We start from the raw sequence: 18,270 nt of genomic DNA, 5'->3' as shown, positions 1-18,270 counted from the left end.
CTAATCTATAACTATTTCTGTAGTTTAAAAACTATTTTTGTAGTATTAAACTATAAATGTAGTTAATGGATTGAATGTCAATGAGAAAAAAATTCTGCAGCAGGTGATTATCCCCAAACTTTGGTGCCTTCACTGCAGTTAGCGCAGATATCTATGTTTTTGCGGGTTTCGAGGATTTGGCTACGGAAACGGATATACTCTTTATTATGCCACAGTGTTTTGAAGGATTCTTTTTTCAGATCGCCCAGCCTGTGCTGTGCATCTTTGTCGAAGCAGCAGGGTACTACCAGGCCATCCCAGGTAACCACCGGGGAATGCCACAGGCGCCAGCAATGATTGCTTAGCTTGTTTTTTATGGCGTAGGTACCATCTTCGTTGCGATGGTAGCGGGAGTATTTATCGATGGTAGGAATTAAGCGGTTGCCTTCTTCATAATCATATACCTGCGCAGTTTTAAACCGCACCTGGTCTACGCCTATTTCCTTGGCCAGCCGTTTAATATCTTCTATCTGGTGTTCATTGGGTTTTACTACAAGGAACTGGAAAAAGACAAAAGGCTTGGATGAATTCAGCTCTTTTTTCCATTTTACGATGTTTTTTGCACCCTGGATCACTTTATCCAGGTGGCCGCCTACCCGGTACTGCGTATATACGTCCTGGGTAGTACCATCGATAGAGATGATGAGCCTGTCCAGTCCACTTTCCACTGTTTTCTTCGCATTGGCGTCTGTGAGGTAGTGGGCGTTGGTGGAGGTAGCGGTGTAAATTCCTTTATCGGCTGCATATCTCACCATGTCCAGGAAACCGGGATTGAGATAAGGTTCTCCCTGGAAGTAAAAGATCAGGTATAGCAGTTCTTTGGAAATTTCATCGATCGTTTTCCTGAAAAAGTCCTGTTCCAGCATGCCGGTAGGGCGGGTAAAGGCCCTGAGCCCGCTGGGGCATTCGGGGCAACGGAGGTTGCAGGACGTAGTAGGCTCAAAAGATATAGAAATAGGATAGCCCCACTGAACCGGTTTGTTGGTCCACTTGCTCATGAAATAGCTTCCAAGTACTTTGCCGGCATTTAAACCGCGGCGCAGTGTAAACTTTGAAAACAAATTAAGGGTATCCTTCAGGTTAAAATCGGGCATAAAAAATCACTTGACCGCTGTAAAAGTAGCTTCTTTAAACAAATTATAACCTATACTTGCTGTAAAAAATAGGACTGCCGGCATTTATTACAGCATCCTTACCCAATTACCCTGCAACTAACAGAAGCAAAAGTGAAAAGCATCCGGATCCGATTATTATTAATATTACTGGTAGTACTGGCCGCAGTGGCTTATTTATGGTGGCGCCAGCGGGAAAAGCAAGTGAAATTTGTACGCTATGAAGAGTTTGGAATTGACATGCCGGTGAATTATAAGATACATGGGATAGATGTTTCTAAATTTCAGAAAGACATCAACTGGGCGGCAGTAAAACAAATGCAGGTAGATAAAATTCGTATATCCTTTGCCTTTATAAAAGCCACGGAAGGTATTACACGGCAGGACGCCGCCTTCAGGATAAATTGGGACAAGGCGGGTAAGGCTGGTTTAATCCGGGGCGCCTACCATTTCTTTTATGCTACCCGTGACCCGTTGAAGCAAGCCATTAACTTCCACAATGTGGCCGACCTGCAGTCAGGGGATCTTCCGCCGGTACTGGATATCGAAACCAGCAACAACCAGCCTGCCGCCGTTATCCGCAGCACGGCGAAAATCTGGCTGGAGGAAATGGAAAAGGTATACAAGGTAAAACCCATCATCTACACTAACATTCATTTTTACGAAACCTATCTTGGCAGCGAATTTGATCGCTATCCTTTGTGGATCGCGCATTACTATCAGAAGGAGCGGCCGCGTTCCGACAGGGCCTGGTTGTTTTGGCAGCACAGCGACATCGGCCGGGTAAACGGCATCCGGACCACTGTGGATTTTAATGTATTTAAGGGCGACAGTACAGACCTTGCCAAACTGTGCATACCTTAGTAGTGCTGATATAAAAGATTATGGAAGAAGAACAGGAAAAACCGGCGCCGGATCCCAATAAGATGGATTATGAGTTGTTTCATTTCCTCATAAAAATAATGCGGACCATCTTTATTGGCTTTTTCTGGTTGATGATCAATGTATTCCTCGGGTTGTACCTTGGATTTGCTGTGCCGGAGGAGTCTACTCCTGGCAGGATGATCTTCTTCTACAGCTGGTTTGGCGTTTCCATGGCAGCCTATCTTTACTTTGTATGGCGTATGTGGCGCAAAAAGATGAGCGCCCCCTGATTTAGTTGGCAACGGACCTCCTGCCCAATTCCATTGTCCAGTCGTTGTTATAGCGACCAATACCGATCTCTTTAAAATTAGCATCCATCATATTGTGACAATGTTTCGGACTGTTTAGCCAGCCAAGTATCACGGCTTGTTCGTTCAGGCTGCCGGTAGCTATATTTTCTCCATAATAGGTCCATTTGTATCCGGCTACATCGAGGCGGGAACCAGGTGTGGAACCATTGAGCCCGGTATGGTCGAAATATTTATTCAGTACCATGTCTTTGCTGTGGTCATAAGCCGCTCTTTCCAACAGGCCATTCCAGGTAAGGGCGCCTACAGGAGGCATCGATTCTGTACCGCAGTTACAGCCACGGTTGCGTAATCCGTTTACCAACAGTAAGAGGGCGTTGCGGTCCACTTTGTTTTCGGGCACCACCGACGTATCTGCAGGAGGTGTTTTTTCCGGCGTATCCAGCGCCAGGTCAGTCTTTTTAGTACAACTGCAATAAATAACAACAGCCATCAGAGCGGTGGCAACGCGCATAATTTTCCCGGGCATAACCAGTAATTAGTTATAGTAAATAGATACCGGGTTCTAAACAGGACTTGGATTAAAACTAAAAAATTGGCTTTAGGCAGGAACTTGATTAAAACTACTCGTGGCTGATCAGAGGTTACGGGTTAAAACTTGTTTGAGGCATCGAAGATAGTGCGTAGATATGAGATAATGATCATAGTTTTTGTAAATCTAATGTTAATCAGAACTGCAATATTTCCGCAGCCGGTGTGTTGTTATTCTTTCTCACTGTGCATCAGGGTTTTGTGGAACTGATGCCCCGGACACCCTTCGCCAGCTCGTCAAAATGGCCTGTTTTGAGGGTGGAATAGTGTTTGTGATTCCCATGGTGTATCTCCCATATTTTCATCTTCAAAAAAAGAGATTATGAAAAAGAAGGAAACAGATCATACCGGTGAGTATCGTGACAGGAAGAAGAAACCGGTAGACATATTAGACCAGGATAAAGGCACTACTAACCGTAATCCCTTACATGGCGATTTGTCTGATAAACCTGAAAAGGAGAACAAAGCGGTGAGGGATAGTGAAGCCAGTAAGAAATCAAAGCATTGAACATTTTACCATATCAGATGAAAACTTTTAAACTTTACTTCTAAAGAAAAAGAAGTCCAGAACTTCTTTAATGTTGTGGTGTATAGCGGCCATCCTATTCCTGGGATGGTTTTTTTAGCTGCTATGGTCAGCAATAATTTTCCATTGTCCTTTTATTTTTTGTAAGATGAGGCTGAAGTAGCCCTGTAAGTCGCCTATAGTCCTTTCCAGGTGCCATTTCCCGATTAAGAGGTAGGTATCGGAAGCCAGGGGCTTGAATTCCAGCAATTTGAAATCCAGTTTGCCCATTGCCGCGGCGTCCGGATATGTTTTTTTATAGCGGTCCAGCGTGGCCTGCCACCCATAGGTAACCCCGTTTTTACCGATGAACAGCAGGGAATCGGAATGCCAGTAAGTAGTCATGAAGCCGTCGATATCTCCTTTATTCCAGGCGGCCGTTTGCGTGGCCATGAGTGCAGCAATCTGTTGCTGATCGGCGGGCAGGGCTTTCTGCGCGTGAGCGGGCATTCCGGCTAAAACCCCCAACAGGGTAAGGAACAGTATAAAACGCATGGTGAATTTTTAGCAAAAGATAAACAGTTTTTCCGATGTAACGCAATGCCTATTATAGTAACTTTGCAGCACTATTGAAAAAGCACTCATTCAAATTATATTTTAAAATCAACAGTTTATGCCCGGATATGAACTATTTGGAGCCGAGGAAAGGAAAGAAGTAAACGACGTACTGGAAACAGGAATAATGATGCGTTACGGATTCGACGGTCCGCGTAAAGGCATCTGGAAAGCAAAGGAGCTGGAACAGGCTATTTGCGATAAACTGAATGTACAGTATACCCAGCTTGCCTCCAGTGGTACGGCCGCGTTAACCACCGCTATGGCTGCCCTGGGATTGGGCGCGGGCGATGAAATCATTATGCCCACCTTTACTTTTGTGGCCAGCTTTGAATCGGTATTTTCCGTAGGCGCCACACCGGTACTGGTAGATGTGGACGATACCCTGACCCTGGACCCCAAAGCGGTGGAAGCAGCTATTACTCCCCGTACAAAGGCAGTAATGCCGGTGCATATGTGCGGCGCAATGGCCGATCTGGATGCGTTACAGGCCATTTGTAAAAAGCATAACCTGTTCCTGCTGGAAGATGCCTGCCAGAGCTTTGGCGCTTCCTATAAAGGAAAAGCGCTGGGTTCCATTGGCGATGCCGGTACGTTTTCTTTTGATTTCGTAAAAACGATCACCTGTGCAGAAGGGGGCGCCATCATTACCAATAATAAAGACATTTATACTAAATGTGACGGGTATACGGACCATGGTCATGATCACCTCGGGGTAGACCGTGGCGCTGACCTTCATCCATTTATCGGTTACAATTACCGTATTTCCGAATTGCATGCTGCAGTGGGACTGGCGCAGATCCGCAAGCTGGATACGTTCCTGGAAATACAGCGTAAGACCAAGAAAATATTCAAGGATGCACTGGCCACTGTGCCGGGTGTAACCTTCCGCCGGTTGCCGGATGAAGCCGGCGACAGCGCTACCTTCCTGTCGTTTTTCCTGCCGGAAACAGCCCAGGCAGCAAAAGCAGCTGCTGCAATGAAAGCCGCCGGACTGGCCGCTTTCCATTATTATGATAACAACTGGCATTACATCCGCCAGTGGCAGCATTTTAAAGAAGGGCATGTATTAACTCCCTTTGCAAAAGAACTGAAACAGGCAATGGAGGTTTACAAAACCAAAGAATTCCCTGCTTCAGATGATATCATCGGAAGAAACATTTCCACCCCGATTAACCTGGGCTGGAGCGAAGAAGAGATCCGGGAAAGAGCAGAGAAACTGGTGAAGGCAGTTAAAAGCGCATTATAATTGATCTGGTGAAGGCGCCGGGCAGCAATGTATATTTGTTGCCTGCGCCTTTGCAGTTAAAACCATACTACATGAGAAAAATAGCGTTGATACCTGCCCGTTATGGGGCGTCCCGTTTCCCAGGTAAGATGATGGCTAAGCTGGGGGATAAAACAGTGATACTCAGAACCTATGAATCTGCAGTAAACACCGGTGTTTTCGACGATGTAATGGTGGTGACAGACAGTGATCTTATCTATAATGAAATTGTAAGTAACGGCGGCAAAGCCGTTATGAGCAAAAAAGAGCATGAATGCGGTACCGATCGTATAGCTGAAGCCGTTGTAGATATGGAAGTGGATATTGTAGTGAATGTGCAGGGCGACGAGCCATTTACACAGAAAGAGCCGCTGGAAAAGCTGTTGAAGGTATTTGAAGGGGAAGAAGGAAAGAAAGTACAGGTGGCTTCGCTGATGCAGGAACTGAAAGATCCCGCATCCATAGAAGATCCTAATTACGTGAAGGTGGCGGTAGATAAGAACTTCAACGCATTATTCTTCTCCCGCTCCGTTATTCCCTATCCGCGGAATAAAGAGATCAGAAGCATTTACTACGAGCATATCGGTATTTATGCCTTCCGTAAACAAACCCTGCTGGATTTCACCCAGCTGGCGATGACGCCACTGGAGGCGGCCGAAAAAATTGAATGTTTGCGTTACCTGGAGAATGGCATTCCTATGAAAATGGTAGTGACTTCTTATATGGGCGTGGAAATAGATACGCCGGAAGACCTGGAAAAGGCAGCAAAACTTTTATAATACCTAACTAACACGGATATATGAAATTCAGGAATTTTAAAATGGTGGACTATGTAGTTTACGGCAGCGGATGTTTTGATCAGCTGGGTGAAATACTGGCCCCCAGGCGCATAGGCGATGCTCCCATGATATTCTTCGTGGATGAGTACTTCCAGGATAAGAATGATTTTTTGGCCCGTCTTCCGCTGGAAGGCAAGGACAAAATTGTGGTGATTGATGTGACCGATGAGCCCAAAACAAAAACGGTTGATAAGATCCGTGATGAGCTCAAAGCGGAATTCGGTATGGTATCCGGGATCATTGGTATTGGTGGCGGCTCTGTAATGGACATGGCCAAAGCGGTATCCCTGATGATGACCAATCCGGGTTCTTCTGCTGATTACCAGGGATGGGATCTTGTGAAAGTAGCCGGTGTATATAAAGTGGGTATTCCTACTATTTCCGGTACCGGAGCGGAAGTGAGCCGTACCTGTGTGTTAACGGGACCAACCCGTAAGCTGGGTATGAATTCTGACTTCACGCCGTTTGACCAGATTGTGCTGGACCCTGCGCTGACCAGCACCGTGGAGGCAAACCAGCGTTTTTATACTGCGATGGATTGCTTTATTCACTGTGTGGAATCGCTGGAAGGTACTTACCTGAATGCGTTCAGTAAATCATATGGTGAAAAGGCACAGGAGCTGTGTGAGGAAATTTTCCTGCAAAAGGATGAATGGGATGACGATGCCGACGAGAAACTCATGATGGCCTCCTATGCGGGGGGGATGAGTATTGCTTATTCCCAGGTGGGTGTGGCGCATGCCGTGAGTTATGGTTTGGCCTACCTGTTGGGTACCAAGCACGGTATTGGTAACTGTATTGTGTTTGATAAGCTGGAAGAATTCTATCCTGAGGGAGTGATAAAGTTCAAGCAGATGGTGAAAAAGCATAAGATTGATATTCCGCAGGGAATCACCAAAGGCTTGACAGATGAGCAGTTTGAAACCATGATCAATGTATCGCTGGGTATGGCCCCATTGTGGGAAAACGCGCTGGGTAAAGACTGGCAGCAGCTGATGACCCGCGAAAGACTGCGTAAGCTGTACGAACGTTTATAACAGGGTTTATAATATTGAAAGCAGGAACGGGCGGATCATTTCCGGTTGTTCCTGCTTTTTTAATGATGTTTGAAGAAGTTATCTGTTCACCGCAACGCAGATTCAGTGCGTAGTAATAAGTTATTTTGCTTTCAGAGGAAATTATCATGATCATACTAATAGTCATTTCGGGAATTGCGATACTGGTGCTTGGCTATCTTTTATTCGCGGCTAAACAGCAGCAGCGGGTGCAGGAAGCAGTGCTGGCGCAGCAGCAGCAGGCCTGGCAAGCCAGCCAGGCGGCCCTGCAGGAAAAATATAACCTGCTGGAGGCCCGGCAGGAGTACCTGCAGAATATGCTGGATGATAAAGGGATGTTAGTAAAAGAGAAGCAGGAACAACTGGAACGGTTAAACGAAGAGTTTTCGGTGCTGATGTCGGAGCAGGGCCGTATCATGGAGCAGAATAAATATCTCCAGCTGCAGTTGAGCGGGGAAAAGGAGCGGCTGCAACAGGTACAGCAGGATTTTAAAATCCAGTTTGAGAATATAGCGCAGCAGCTGTTGCACCGTATTTCCGGTACGTTCATGGAGCAGAACAAAGTGAAAATGGACGACGTACTGAAGCCGCTGGCGGAGAAAATTGATAACTTCCGCAGTAGTGTGCAGCAATCGCTGGTAGCGGAAACGGCGCAGCGCACCGAATTGAAGAATGAGTTGCAGCGGCTGTTACTGCTCAATCAAACATTGTCCAAGGAGGCGAATAACTTAACGAACGCTCTGAAGGCAGACACTAAAAAACAGGGAAACTGGGGGGAAATGATCCTGGAAAGGGTATTGGAGGCTTCCGGATTGGAAAAGGGAGTGCATTATTTTACCCAGGATGCGCAGCGTGACGAAACAGGGCAACTGAGGAAACCCGACCTGGTATTGCAATTGCCTGAAAACAGGCAACTGGTGATCGATTCCAAAGTATCGCTGAAGGCATATGAACAATATTGCAGTGCCACCAACGAAGAAGAAAAAAAGCATGCCCTCAGGATGCACCTGCAATCGGTGAAGAACCATGTAACGGAACTTAGCGCCAAAGCGTATCATACGCTATACAAGAACACCACCGACTTTGTGATGTTGTTTATTCCTATTGAGCCGGCTTATGCCCTGGCCATTATGCAGGTGGAGGAGGACTTGTATGATTTCGCTTTCCGTAAAAGAATCATACTGGTGAGCGTGCCGTCTTTACTGGCCACTTTACGCGTGATTGATAATATGTGGCGGCTGGATAAACAAAATAAGAATGCGGAAGAAATTGTGCGACAGGGAAGCGCCTTGTATGATAAGTTTGTAGGCTTTGCAGAAGATATGGGCCTGATCGGGGAACACCTGAAACGTAGCCAGAATGTTTATGAAAGCGCTATGAATAAGCTTTCCACCGGGAATGGCAATCTCGTAGGCCGCGCCGAAAGAATGCGGAAACTGGGGCTTGATAATAAGAAGGTGCTGCCAAAAGATTTGATGTCAGATCCGGCAGCAGACTTGTCATTGCCTGAGGAAGAAGAGCAGATTACCGTAATTCCTGCAACCGGGATTGCTGATGCAGATGTTAGTGAATAGCGTCTGCGGCCTTCCGGGGCTTATAAATAAAACTGAGATATAAAGTGGCCATTAGCGTAATGCCCGCAAATATATAGAACGTAAGAGGGAAATTAGTCGCGTGATTATTATAGATGAAGGCTGAAAAGTAAGCACCAAGGCCAATACCGGCTTCCATAGCAATATACATGCTGGCAAGCGCGCGCCCGCGGTGTTCCGGCCGGCCAAGATCTACCGTCCAGGCGGTAACGGCAGGGGAGTTCAGCCCCACGGAAATTCCATATACCACCGCTGAGGAAAGCAGTAATATGCTATTGTGCGCCAGTGCCATCATCAGCATGGAACCTGCCATCATCAGCGCTGAAATCTTTAAAACAGGTACGCGGCCAAACTGATCTGATACCCTGCCCGCCAATAGCCGGATCCCGATAGAGCTCACCGTAAAGAAAGTAAAGAAAAGACCCTTATTGCTTATCCCCAGGTAAGCGCTGAAATCCGGGATGATAGTGAGAATAGCGCCATAACTGAAATAAGTAAGGAAAGTGATGATCACCGGCGACCAAACCAATGGTTCAAAAATCTCACTGCCGGAGATCCTTAACAGGGAAAACCGGAACGGCTGTTTATTGGTAAGGGTTTCTTTCATGCCTATGAGAATAACTACAGACAACAACGCAAACACCGCAGACAACTGGAACATGATGTTAATATTCCATCGTACTGCCACGTATCCGCCAATAGCCGGCCCCATAGCCATACCGATAGTACTGAATAACCCTACCATACCCATAGCCTCACCACGCCGCGTAACCGGCACCATATCGGATACGTAGGCAGAAGTGCCCGTAGGCTTAAACCCCGTAGAAAACCCGTGGAAGAACCGCAGTAACAGGAATGCGCCTACAGTACTGATTAAAGGGTAAATCAGGCTGCACACTACACATACCAGCGACCCGAAAATCATAACTGGTACACGTCCTATTGTATCCGTAAGCTTACCGCTGAATGGCCTCGACAGCCCCGCCATTAAGGTGAACAGGCCAATAATATATCCTTTGTAATCCGCGCCACCCATCCGGGTAAGATAGGCCGGCAGCTCAGGGATCATCATATTGAAGCTGGCAGAAAAGAGCGCATTGCTAAGACAAAGTAGTATAAAATGCAGCGTGTAGATGCTTTCCTTCGACTGATACATGTACACAAAATTAGGAACTATGGTACAATTTTAGCAAAGTAATTGCCACCCCGGCGATCTCATGAACAAAAATCAGCAGTAGCCTGTTTATATTAACCGGTTGTTAAATTATGATAATCATCATAGCCCGGTAACCAGGGAAATATTAAATTTATAGTAACCAAAAAAACGCAATGATATGAAAGCAAACATTGGTGTTTCAGCAGAAAACACAAAACAAATAGCATTAGAATTGAATAAAGTACTGGCCGACGAATTACTGATTTATGCTAAAACACGCAATTCTCACTGGAATATCGAAGGAAGTAATTTCATGGAAATGCATAAGTTCTATGAAGCACAATATGAAGAGCTGCAGGACTTTGGCGATGAAGTAGCAGAATACATCCGTTCATTGGGACATTATGCAGAAGGCCGCTATGCAGATGTATTGAAACTGACCAACCTGCTGGAGTCGGAGTATTCCAACGATCAGAAAAAACAACTAAAGGAATTACTGGATGATCATGAAACCATTATCCGTAACCTGCGCAGGCTTATCGATGAATTCGATGAGAAATATAAAGATAAAGGAGCCGCAGATTTTGCCACACAAATGCTGCAAAAGCACATGAAGCTGGCCTGGATGATCCGCGCATACCTCAGCTAAACAGATCACTTGAAGTAACTGACGTGCTGGTGGCAGTAAATAACTGCAGCCGGCACGTTTTTAGTTTTCAGTAATTGGCTACATTTGTTGGTGTTCCCCTTCAACCCAAAAATTAAAACAATGGATAATACCACGAAAGACCTCCGCCTGGCAGTGCTGATAGACGCTGACAACATCCCGTATCATAATATTAAAGGGATGCTGGAAGAGATAGCCAAGTATGGTAATCCTACCTTTAAAAGAATTTACGGCGACTGGACAAAACCCACGGTGGTAGGATGGAAAGGGGTGCTCCTGGACTATGCGATCACTCCCATTCAGCAATACAGTTATACCTCCGGTAAAAATGCGACCGATTCCGCTATGATCATTGATGCGATGGATATACTGTATACCGGCAGGGTGGATGGCTTTTGCCTCGTATCCAGCGACAGCGACTTTACCCGGTTGGCTACCCGCTTGCGGGAGGCCGGAATGATTGTATACGGCATGGGAGAACAAAAAACACCCAGCGCCTTCAGGGCCGCGTGCGACAAATTTATTTACCTGGAAATTTTACAGGTAAGAGAAAAGAAAACAGATACAGAGAAAACCACAAAAACCACTAAAGATAAACGGAACAGCATCAGTAAAGCAGATAAGCAGCTGGTATCTTTAATATCCACCAGTATCAATGATATTGCAGACGAAGACGGATGGGCCTACCTGGGCGAACTGGGGAACCTGTTGCTGAAGAAACAACCGGATTTTGACTCCCGTAACTTTGGATTCAATAAACTGGTGCAATTGCTAAAAAGTTTTCCGGACTTTGAAATAGACATCAGGGAAAGTGGAAAGAAAACCGGGAAACTGGTATATGTAAGAACTGTATAATCCTATGGCACATAGAAAGATCAGTATCATTCAAGGTGATATCACGAAAGTAAAGGCAGATGCCATTGTTAATGCGGCTAACTCTTCGCTTTTAGGCGGAGGCGGTGTAGACGGCGCTATTCATCGTGCAGGCGGACCGGAAATACTCAATGATTGCAGGGCTATTGTTGCCCGGCAGGGAGGATGCAAAACCGGAGAAGCAGTAATCACTACTGCCGGCCGTTTACCGGCAAAACATGTTATACATACCGTAGGACCTGTTTGGAACAATGGTACCCGGGAAGAAGATATCCTGCTGGCCAATTGCTACCGGCATTCACTGGAGCTGGCGGCCCGGCATCATTTGAAAAGTATCGCTTTCCCCAATATCAGTACCGGCATTTACCATTTCCCTAAAGATCTTGCCGCGAAAATAGCCATGGATACCATCGTGAAGTACCTGGAGAAAAACACGGAAATAGAGGAAGTGATCCTCGTGTGTTTTGATGAAGAGAATTTACGTTACACAAGGCACTATTATAATCAATATATACCTCCCGAAGAATAATACGCTAAACATAGAAGGGGCCATCTCATTGAGATGGCCCCTTTTTATAATGCGATGTGAAAAACTATTGCAATTAGATCTTTGCGTACTTAACCCATGCGTAGATAAACATGGCAGCAAAAACGATAATGGCCACAGGAGCCAGGAAGCCTCCGATACTATCGCCAACTTTATAGAAGTTGGTGGTGTGTACTACTGTTAAAAGATTCATCAACATTGTATAATGATTTTATATTATTCCGGATGCAAATTAAAACTTTCAATGCATATTCCCAATCATACGGTCGGTTACCAGCTGGTTAATTGCTGAATGTACTTGCCCAGCCTTGCTTTGGCGAGAAAATTTTTTTCCAGCGGGCCGGCAAAAGGCACAGGGGTATCCAGGCTGGCGCACCGCATCACCGGTGCATCCAGGAGAGGAAAGCAGTGTTCGGCGATCCAGGCGCTGATTTCCGCGCCGAAGCCACCTGTCAGCGTGTCTTCATGCAGGATCAGCACTTTACCCGTTGCGGCCACTATTTCCCGGATAGCGGCGTAATCCAGTGGGAGCAGGGTACGCAGGTCCAATATAGCGATCGAAAGCGCCGGGTGCTGTTGGGCATACTCCAATGCCCAGTGCACGCCACTGCCCCAGGTAATGATGCTGATATCTTCTCCGGGCCTTACCAGCGCGGCTTTTCCTATTTCAATGGTGTAATAATTATCAGGTACTGGCCCACTGATGCTGCGGTACAGTGCCTTATGCTCAAAGTACAGAACCGGGTTGGGATCGGCGAAAGCTGCGGTCAGCAAGCCTTTTGCATCTGCCGGGTTGGAAGGGTATACCACTTTCAGGCCGGGAACATGGGTAAACCACGCTTCATTGGTTTGTGAATGGAAGGGACCGGCGCCAACACCGCCACCGGCGGGCATCCTGATCACTACATCGGCTGCCTGGCCCCAGCGGTAATGTATTTTGGCGAGGTTATTCACAATCTGGTTAAAGCCACAGGTCACAAAATCGGCAAACTGCATTTCCACCATGCTCTTGAATCCCCCGATAGACAGGCCCAGCGCAGCGCCGATTATCGCGCTTTCGCAGAGGGGAGTATTCCGCACCCTGTTTGTGCCGAACTGCTCCAGGAAGCCTTCGGTGATTTTAAAAGCGCCGCCGTAAGCTGCAATGTCCTGCCCCATCAGGATCAGCTCAGGGTGTTGTTCCATCGCCTGTTTAAGACCATCAGATAAGGCATTGATAAACCGTTTTTCTGAAGACGGCCCAGAAGCGGCTACCGGAGCGGGCGCCGGGGCATAGAGGTCATTCAGCTCTGTTTGTGTATCGGCGGAAAAAGGGACATCGGTAAAGCCCGTGGCCACCTGTACATCTATTTCATGCTTCAGTTCTTCCCGGATGGCGGCAATACTTTCTGCAGAAAGGATGTTTGCCTGCACCAGGAAGGATTCATATTGCGCAATGGGATCTTTTTTACCCCAGGCTTCAAACAGCTCCGGAGGCACATATTTTATGCCGCTGGCTTCTTCATGTCCGCGCATGCGGAAGGTCATGGCCTCTATCAGTACGGGTTTCTGTTCCTTGATGGCATAGGCCCTTGCGGTGCGTATGGTTTGATATACTTCCAGCAGGTTATTGCCATCTATCTGTACGCCTTCCATGCCGTAGCCAATGGCTTTATCCACCAGGTTGGCGCAATGATATTGTTCGCTGACGGGGGTACTTAATCCGTAGCCATTATTTTCTATCAGGAAGATGACCGGCAGGCCCCATACCGCCGCCACATTGAGCGCTTCATGGAATTCTCCTTCGCTGGTACCGCCTTCACCGGTAAAAGTGAGGGATACCTTTTCTTCTTTTTTCAGCTGGTGCGCCAGTGCAATGCCATCGGCAACAGACAGCTGGGGGCCAAGATGCGAGATCATGCCGCAAATATGATGTGCTTTGCTGCCAAAGTGAAAGGAGCGTTCGCGACCTTTACTGTAGCCGTTTTCACTTCCCTGCCATTGCTGCAGTAGTTTGTGGAGGGGCATTTCACGGGTTGTAAACACACCGAGGTTACGATGCAGGGGGAGTATCCACTCGTCTGCTTCCAGCGCCAGGGTAGCGCCTACCGCAATAGCCTCCTGGCCGATGCCGGAGAACCATTTACTTATTTTACCCTGCCGAAGTAACAGCAGCATTTTTTCTTCTATAAGCCGTGGGTATACCAATGCTTTATAGAAAGACTGTAATTGCGCATCGTTCAGGTCTGACCGGTCAAAGTGCATGAATTGGCTTTTTAACAGGCAGTAAAGGTAATGGCTAATCGTTGTTACCGCCGGCAAGGCTGATCATAACGCTGTTGATGATGGTCATAACTATACTGAAAAGCAGGGCCCACCAAAAACCGTCCACTTTAAAACCGGGTACCAGTTTAGCGGCCAGCAGGATGATCAGGGCATTGATAACAAAGAGGAAAAGCCCGAGGGTAACAATAGTTACCGGGAACGTGAGTAAAATGAGCAGGGGTTTAACCAGGGCATTTAACAGTGCTAACACCAGCGCCAATATCAGCGCGGTGATGAAGCTATCTACTTTTACTGCCGGTTTCAGCAGGTAAGCGGTTAACATGGCAGCCAAAGCACTAACTAGTATACGAAGCAGGAAACCCATTGTAGATCATTTTACTAGTTAAGTTAGCGAAAAAAAAAGTGAATGGCAAAGTTTAGCTGTTGGCGGCCGGCATGTAATCTGCTGCCAACAGCTAAATATCAGTGGTTATATAAAGCTGTCTGCTTCGCGGTATGCTTTTATCAGTGCGTCTTCGCCTTCTTTTCCTTTTCCGGCCATCCCGTGTTCCATGCCTAATACACCTTTATATCCTTTGTTATGGAGATGTTTAAAGATGTTTTTATAATTGATTTCACCGGTGCCTGGTTCCTTACGACCGGGGTTATCGCCGATCTGGATGTAGGCAATTTCGTCCCAGCACCAGTCCATTACAGGAATAAGGTTGCCGGTATTGCGCTGCATATGGTAGATGTCGTATAATATTTTGCAGGAAGGGCTTTTAACGGCCTTGCATATTTCAAAGCTTTGTTCGGCGGTACGGAGAAACAGGTCGGGGTTATCGCTCAGGGGTTCCAGCACCATGATGAGGCCATGCGGTTCGAAAATTTCCGCGCCGCTGCGTAGTGCGTCGATTACATGTGCGGTTTGAACACCGATAGGAAGTGTGCGTTCAAAGTAGCCGGGTACCACGGTAGCCCATTTGGCATTGCAGCGTTTGGCTGTTTCTACGCTGGCTTTGCAGGTTTTAATAAAGGCATCTTTAAATTCCTGTTTGCCTGTGGCCAGGGAAGGTTTCCAGTTATTGCCGGTATCTACTACGAACACGCCCATGGTCATCCCTAATTTATTCAGGAGGTCGCCTATTTTGGATTGTTCCTCAGGAGAGCGTCCCAGCATGCCATTGTCTTCGATAGACCGGAATCCCTGATCGTACATATATTTTATCTGGTCCAGGAAGTTACCGCCATTGGCGCTGTTTTTAAACATGCCGTCATGCGGGCCATAGTTCATGTTAAACGGCTTTCCGGCCAGGCTGGCATTGTTATCGCCGGCGGCTTGTGCAGTGTTGCTGATGCCTCCCATTGCCAGCGCTGAAATACCGGCCAGGGCGCCGTTTTGCAGGAATTTTCTTCTTTCCATAACGTTTGATTGATTGTATAATTGACAGGGAGCTAAATTTAATCGCTTTTCTAAGGAAATACTAATATTGATAAAAATTTTTCAATTCATCAGCTCATTTTCGCATTCATAAAAAAATATTGCTTTCCCCGTTAGTTTTTTTTAGATTCACCCACTTATATTTTCAAACACGTTAGATGATTAAACCGTATGTGACCTTAATGCTGGGCGGATTGCTCAGCCAGGTTGTTGTTTTAGCACAATCAAAGCAGGCGTTCGAAGCTTATAGCCAGCAGATCCCCGGAACCGATGTTAGTTTTAAAATGGTACCTATACAAGGGGGGAGCTTTCAACTGGGAAGCCCCGACAGTGAAAAAGGAAGGAATAAAGATGAAGGCCCGGCAAAGAAGGTAAGCGTGTCTGATTTCTGGATGGGCGCCACTGAAGTTACTTTTGACGAATACGATATATATGCTGATGCGGAAAAGGATAAAACACCCACACCAGACGGGATGACCCGTCCCAGCCCGCCATATATTGATCTTACGCTGGGCATGGGTAAATCCGGTGGATTCCCCGCCAACAGTATGAGCCAGTATGCGGCCCTGATGTATTGCCAGTGGCTGTATATAAAAACCGGTGTCTTTTACCGCCTGCCCACCGCAGCAGAGTGGGAATACGCCTGCCGGGCAGGTTCCACCACCGCGTATCCTTTTGGCGCCGACGCCGGTCAGCTGAAAGAGTATGCCTGGTTCCAGGGCAATAGTGATAATAAATACCATAAGGTGGGACAGCTGAAACCCAATGCCTGGGGATTATATGATATGCTGGGCAATGTGGAAGAATGGACATTGGATCAATACGACGAAAATGGCGTAGCCAACGCGGCAGCTACTGATCCCTGGACACAGCCAACTGCTAAAACCCCGCGGCTGCTGAAAGGCGGCAGTTTCCAGGATGAAGCCCCGCTGCTCCGCAGCGCCGCCCGCCTGAAGTCGGACCCCATCTGGAACCGCCGCGACCCACAGATTCCTAAAAGCTCCTGGTGGAATGCAGACGCCCCCTTTGTTGGCTTCAGAATAGTAAGACCCGTTAAACAACCAACAGCAGCAGAAGCCACAGCATTTTTTGAAGAGATGATCGCAAAATATAAAGGTGCACGCTAGAAAGATTCAACATCCAAAAATCTAAAAATCTTATTCATTTATGGACAACGAAAAGAAATTCCACGGTGAAGGCCGCCGCGAATTCGTAAAGCAAACTACTTTGCTTGCTGGCGGTTTGCTGGCTATGCCTATTTTATCAAAAGCTAATTATTTCTCAGGATCTACCGGTGTTATCAAAATAGCCCTCATTGGCTGCGGAGGCCGTGGTACCGGCGCCGCTACACAGGCGCTCAGCACAAAAGAAAACGTGCAGCTGGTAGCGATGGCAGATGCCTTCCCCGACAGGTTGAATAACAGCTTCAATGATATTAAAGAAGCACTGGGCGACAAAGCCAGCCGGGTAAACGTTCCGGAAGGCAATAAATTTATCGGCTTCGATGCCTACAAACAAGCCATTGCGCTGGCAGATGTAGTGATCCTCGCCACCCCTCCGGGTTTCAGACCCATTCATTTTGAAGAAGCGGTTAAACAGGGGAAACACATCTTCATGGAAAAACCGGTAGCAACAGATCCCGCCGGTATTAAAAAAGTACTGGAAGCTGCTGCGGTAGCTAAAACCAAAAAACTGAACGTAGTAGTAGGTTTACAACGCCGCTACCAGAATTCTTACCGCGAACTATACAAACGCTTCCAGGACGGTATGATCGGTGATATGCTGTCGGCACAGGTGTGGTGGAACCAGGGCGCACTTTGGGTAAAACCACGCAAACCTGAATATACTGAAATGGAATACCAGATGCGTAACTGGTATTATTTCAACTGGCTGTGCGGCGATCATATCGTAGAACAGCATATCCACAATATTGACGTAGGCAACTGGTTTATGGGCGCTACTCCTGTTACCGCAGGAGGTATGGGCGGCCGTGCCGTGCGTACCGGCAAGGAGTTTGGTGAAATATTTGACCACCACTTTGTGGAGTACCGTTATGCCAATGGCGTAGTAATGAACAGCCAGTGCCGCCACTGGAAAGACGCTCCCAGCAAAGTAGACGAGGAAATTGTAGGAACAAAGGGTCGTATCTTCTGTGATAAAGCCCAGATAGTGGACCATAAAGGCAAAGTGTTATACCAGTTTGATAAGAAGAAGGAAAACAATCCTTACCAGACGGAACACGATGAACTGTTTGCCGCCATTGCCAAAGGCGAATACAAATTTGCAGATGCGGAAAGAGGCGCACAAGCCACCCTTTCTGCTATTATAGGCCGTTTGGCAACCTATTCCGGTCAGGTGATCGACTGGAATGTAGCGCTGAACTCCGGTCTGGACCTGCATCCTAAATCATACTCATTTGATGCGCAGCCACCGGTTATGCCGGATGCATCTGGTAATTATGCTTACGCAAAACCAGGTATTACCAAATATTTTACCTGATAAAAATTACCAGGTAAAGAACGGATCAGGGATTTGGGGGAAGATCAATAAAATGG

The 18,270-nt window shown here is 47.0% G+C and carries 20 protein-coding genes; 12 read left to right on the top strand and 8 right to left on the bottom strand.

Annotated features, from left to right (window positions below):
- Nucleotides 1-107: 107 nt before the first annotated feature.
- The gene (locus ACLHR0_RS07270) at nt 108-1,133 is read right to left on the bottom strand and encodes an SPASM domain-containing protein (protein WP_429043048.1); all 1,026 of its coding nucleotides are present in this window, start codon (nt 1,131-1,133) and stop codon (nt 108-110) included.
- A 132-nt stretch (nt 1,134-1,265) separates the two neighbouring features.
- Here ACLHR0_RS07270 and ACLHR0_RS07265 point away from each other — a divergent pair, with 132 nt between their 5' ends.
- Nucleotides 1,266-2,015: a glycoside hydrolase family 25 protein gene (locus ACLHR0_RS07265; RefSeq protein WP_370908833.1), complete on the top strand. Its 750-nt coding sequence runs from the start codon at nt 1,266-1,268 to the stop codon at nt 2,013-2,015.
- A 20-nt stretch (nt 2,016-2,035) separates the two neighbouring features.
- Nucleotides 2,036-2,305, top strand: a complete 270-nt coding sequence (locus ACLHR0_RS07260; RefSeq protein WP_370908832.1) for a hypothetical protein — start codon at nt 2,036-2,038, stop codon at nt 2,303-2,305.
- A gap of 1 nt (nt 2,306) precedes the next feature.
- Here the strand turns inward: ACLHR0_RS07260 and ACLHR0_RS07255 are convergent, their stop codons facing one another.
- Nucleotides 2,307-2,852: a CAP domain-containing protein gene (locus ACLHR0_RS07255; protein ID WP_436485599.1), complete on the bottom strand. Its 546-nt coding sequence runs from the start codon at nt 2,850-2,852 to the stop codon at nt 2,307-2,309.
- A gap of 384 nt (nt 2,853-3,236) precedes the next feature.
- On the opposite strand from ACLHR0_RS07255, the gene ACLHR0_RS07250 reads away from it, so the two are divergent.
- Nucleotides 3,237-3,422, top strand: a complete 186-nt coding sequence (locus tag ACLHR0_RS07250; protein ID WP_436485597.1) for a hypothetical protein — start codon at nt 3,237-3,239, stop codon at nt 3,420-3,422.
- Between the two features lie 114 nt (nt 3,423-3,536).
- Here ACLHR0_RS07250 and ACLHR0_RS07245 read toward each other — a convergent pair whose 3' ends face one another.
- The gene (locus ACLHR0_RS07245; protein WP_436485596.1) at nt 3,537-3,974 is read right to left on the bottom strand and encodes a YybH family protein; all 438 of its coding nucleotides are present in this window, start codon (nt 3,972-3,974) and stop codon (nt 3,537-3,539) included.
- A 118-nt stretch (nt 3,975-4,092) separates the two neighbouring features.
- Between ACLHR0_RS07245 and ACLHR0_RS07240 the strand changes: the two genes are divergently transcribed.
- The 4 genes from ACLHR0_RS07240 (at nt 4,093) to ACLHR0_RS07225 (ending at nt 8,769) form a co-directional block, all read left to right on the top strand.
- A complete protein-coding gene (locus ACLHR0_RS07240) occupies nt 4,093-5,283 on the top strand; it encodes a DegT/DnrJ/EryC1/StrS family aminotransferase (RefSeq protein ID WP_370908828.1) in 1,191 nt (396 codons plus the stop codon).
- Between the two features lie 71 nt (nt 5,284-5,354).
- A complete protein-coding gene (kdsB, locus tag ACLHR0_RS07235) occupies nt 5,355-6,080 on the top strand; it encodes a 3-deoxy-manno-octulosonate cytidylyltransferase (protein WP_429062281.1) in 726 nt (241 codons plus the stop codon).
- A 20-nt stretch (nt 6,081-6,100) separates the two neighbouring features.
- Nucleotides 6,101-7,177, top strand: a complete 1,077-nt coding sequence (locus tag ACLHR0_RS07230) for an iron-containing alcohol dehydrogenase family protein (RefSeq protein ID WP_429043039.1) — start codon at nt 6,101-6,103, stop codon at nt 7,175-7,177.
- Between the two features lie 146 nt (nt 7,178-7,323).
- A complete protein-coding gene (locus ACLHR0_RS07225) occupies nt 7,324-8,769 on the top strand; it encodes a DNA recombination protein RmuC (protein WP_436485593.1) in 1,446 nt (481 codons plus the stop codon).
- Here the strand turns inward: ACLHR0_RS07225 and ACLHR0_RS07220 are convergent.
- Complete coding sequence (locus tag ACLHR0_RS07220) at nt 8,759-9,943, bottom strand: MFS transporter (RefSeq protein ID WP_436485591.1); 1,185 nt, start codon at nt 9,941-9,943, stop codon at nt 8,759-8,761. The two genes, ACLHR0_RS07225 and ACLHR0_RS07220, sit on opposite strands and share 11 nt — an antisense overlap.
- Before the next feature lie 178 nt (nt 9,944-10,121).
- Here ACLHR0_RS07220 and ACLHR0_RS07215 point away from each other — a divergent pair, with 178 nt between their 5' ends.
- The 3 genes from ACLHR0_RS07215 to ACLHR0_RS07205 all read left to right on the top strand — a co-directional run bounded on the left by ACLHR0_RS07215 (nt 10,122) and on the right by ACLHR0_RS07205 (nt 12,012).
- A complete protein-coding gene (locus ACLHR0_RS07215) occupies nt 10,122-10,592 on the top strand; it encodes a Dps family protein (RefSeq protein WP_370908823.1) in 471 nt (156 codons plus the stop codon).
- 120 nt (nt 10,593-10,712) lie between these two features.
- Nucleotides 10,713-11,465: an NYN domain-containing protein gene (locus tag ACLHR0_RS07210; protein ID WP_079471435.1), complete on the top strand. Its 753-nt coding sequence runs from the start codon at nt 10,713-10,715 to the stop codon at nt 11,463-11,465.
- 4 nt (nt 11,466-11,469) lie between these two features.
- The gene (locus tag ACLHR0_RS07205) at nt 11,470-12,012 is read left to right on the top strand and encodes an O-acetyl-ADP-ribose deacetylase (protein ID WP_429043028.1); all 543 of its coding nucleotides are present in this window, start codon (nt 11,470-11,472) and stop codon (nt 12,010-12,012) included.
- 73 nt (nt 12,013-12,085) lie between these two features.
- Here the strand turns inward: ACLHR0_RS07205 and ACLHR0_RS07200 are convergent, their stop codons facing one another.
- The 4 genes from ACLHR0_RS07200 to ACLHR0_RS07185 all read right to left on the bottom strand — a co-directional run bounded on the left by ACLHR0_RS07200 (nt 12,086) and on the right by ACLHR0_RS07185 (nt 15,697).
- Entirely contained in the window at nt 12,086-12,229 is a 144-nt protein-coding gene (locus ACLHR0_RS07200) for a hypothetical protein (RefSeq protein ID WP_370908821.1), read from the bottom strand.
- A 71-nt stretch (nt 12,230-12,300) separates the two neighbouring features.
- Complete coding sequence (locus ACLHR0_RS07195) at nt 12,301-14,274, bottom strand: alpha-ketoacid dehydrogenase subunit alpha/beta (RefSeq protein WP_436485588.1); 1,974 nt, start codon at nt 14,272-14,274, stop codon at nt 12,301-12,303.
- A 34-nt stretch (nt 14,275-14,308) separates the two neighbouring features.
- Nucleotides 14,309-14,659, bottom strand: a complete 351-nt coding sequence (locus ACLHR0_RS07190; protein WP_370908819.1) for a phage holin family protein — start codon at nt 14,657-14,659, stop codon at nt 14,309-14,311.
- A gap of 105 nt (nt 14,660-14,764) precedes the next feature.
- Nucleotides 14,765-15,697, bottom strand: coding sequence for a hydroxypyruvate isomerase family protein (locus tag ACLHR0_RS07185; RefSeq protein ID WP_370908818.1), 933 nt, complete (start codon nt 15,695-15,697; stop codon nt 14,765-14,767).
- A gap of 176 nt (nt 15,698-15,873) precedes the next feature.
- Here ACLHR0_RS07185 and ACLHR0_RS07180 point away from each other — a divergent pair, with 176 nt between their 5' ends.
- Both ACLHR0_RS07180 and ACLHR0_RS07175 read left to right on the top strand, forming a co-directional pair.
- Nucleotides 15,874-16,842 carry a formylglycine-generating enzyme family protein gene (locus tag ACLHR0_RS07180; protein ID WP_370908817.1) on the top strand — a complete coding sequence of 323 codons (969 nt, stop codon included), beginning with the start codon at nt 15,874-15,876 and terminating at the stop codon, nt 16,840-16,842.
- Nucleotides 16,843-16,882: 40 nt separating this feature from the next.
- Nucleotides 16,883-18,214 (top strand): Gfo/Idh/MocA family protein, encoded by a 1,332-nt coding sequence (locus ACLHR0_RS07175; RefSeq protein ID WP_429043018.1) that lies wholly within the window; start codon nt 16,883-16,885, stop codon nt 18,212-18,214.
- Nucleotides 18,215-18,270: the final 56 nt, after the last annotated feature.

The organism is Chitinophaga sp. ARDCPP14, assembly GCF_051362515.1.
In the GTDB taxonomy this organism is placed as follows: Bacteria; Bacteroidota; Bacteroidia; order Chitinophagales; family Chitinophagaceae; genus Chitinophaga.
The sequence above is the reverse complement of the archived record's forward strand: the minus strand, read 5'-3'. Positions and strand labels throughout refer to the sequence as shown.

What these genes read in the sequence shown, in the direction of transcription:
- ACLHR0_RS07270 (WP_429043048.1), bottom strand. Translation starts at nt 1,133, where the DNA reads ATGCCCGATTTTAACCTGAAGGATACCCTTAATTTGTTTTCAAAGTTT.
- ACLHR0_RS07260 (WP_370908832.1), top strand. Translation starts at nt 2,036, where the DNA reads ATGGAAGAAGAACAGGAAAAACCGGCGCCGGATCCCAATAAGATGGAT.
- ACLHR0_RS07255 (WP_436485599.1), bottom strand. Translation starts at nt 2,852, where the DNA reads ATGCCCGGGAAAATTATGCGCGTTGCCACCGCTCTGATGGCTGTTGTT.
- ACLHR0_RS07250 (WP_436485597.1), top strand. Translation starts at nt 3,237, where the DNA reads ATGAAAAAGAAGGAAACAGATCATACCGGTGAGTATCGTGACAGGAAG.
- ACLHR0_RS07245 (WP_436485596.1), bottom strand. Translation starts at nt 3,974, where the DNA reads ATGCGTTTTATACTGTTCCTTACCCTGTTGGGGGTTTTAGCCGGAATG.
- ACLHR0_RS07240 (WP_370908828.1), top strand. Translation starts at nt 4,093, where the DNA reads ATGCCCGGATATGAACTATTTGGAGCCGAGGAAAGGAAAGAAGTAAAC.
- kdsB (WP_429062281.1), top strand. Translation starts at nt 5,355, where the DNA reads ATGAGAAAAATAGCGTTGATACCTGCCCGTTATGGGGCGTCCCGTTTC.
- ACLHR0_RS07230 (WP_429043039.1), top strand. Translation starts at nt 6,101, where the DNA reads ATGAAATTCAGGAATTTTAAAATGGTGGACTATGTAGTTTACGGCAGC.
- ACLHR0_RS07225 (WP_436485593.1), top strand. Translation starts at nt 7,324, where the DNA reads ATGATCATACTAATAGTCATTTCGGGAATTGCGATACTGGTGCTTGGC.
- ACLHR0_RS07220 (WP_436485591.1), bottom strand. Translation starts at nt 9,943, where the DNA reads ATGTATCAGTCGAAGGAAAGCATCTACACGCTGCATTTTATACTACTT.
- ACLHR0_RS07215 (WP_370908823.1), top strand. Translation starts at nt 10,122, where the DNA reads ATGAAAGCAAACATTGGTGTTTCAGCAGAAAACACAAAACAAATAGCA.
- ACLHR0_RS07210 (WP_079471435.1), top strand. Translation starts at nt 10,713, where the DNA reads ATGGATAATACCACGAAAGACCTCCGCCTGGCAGTGCTGATAGACGCT.
- ACLHR0_RS07205 (WP_429043028.1), top strand. Translation starts at nt 11,470, where the DNA reads ATGGCACATAGAAAGATCAGTATCATTCAAGGTGATATCACGAAAGTA.
- ACLHR0_RS07200 (WP_370908821.1), bottom strand. Translation starts at nt 12,229, where the DNA reads ATGTTGATGAATCTTTTAACAGTAGTACACACCACCAACTTCTATAAA.
- ACLHR0_RS07195 (WP_436485588.1), bottom strand. Translation starts at nt 14,274, where the DNA reads ATGCACTTTGACCGGTCAGACCTGAACGATGCGCAATTACAGTCTTTC.
- ACLHR0_RS07190 (WP_370908819.1), bottom strand. Translation starts at nt 14,659, where the DNA reads ATGGGTTTCCTGCTTCGTATACTAGTTAGTGCTTTGGCTGCCATGTTA.
- ACLHR0_RS07185 (WP_370908818.1), bottom strand. Translation starts at nt 15,697, where the DNA reads ATGGAAAGAAGAAAATTCCTGCAAAACGGCGCCCTGGCCGGTATTTCA.
- ACLHR0_RS07180 (WP_370908817.1), top strand. Translation starts at nt 15,874, where the DNA reads ATGATTAAACCGTATGTGACCTTAATGCTGGGCGGATTGCTCAGCCAG.
- ACLHR0_RS07175 (WP_429043018.1), top strand. Translation starts at nt 16,883, where the DNA reads ATGGACAACGAAAAGAAATTCCACGGTGAAGGCCGCCGCGAATTCGTA.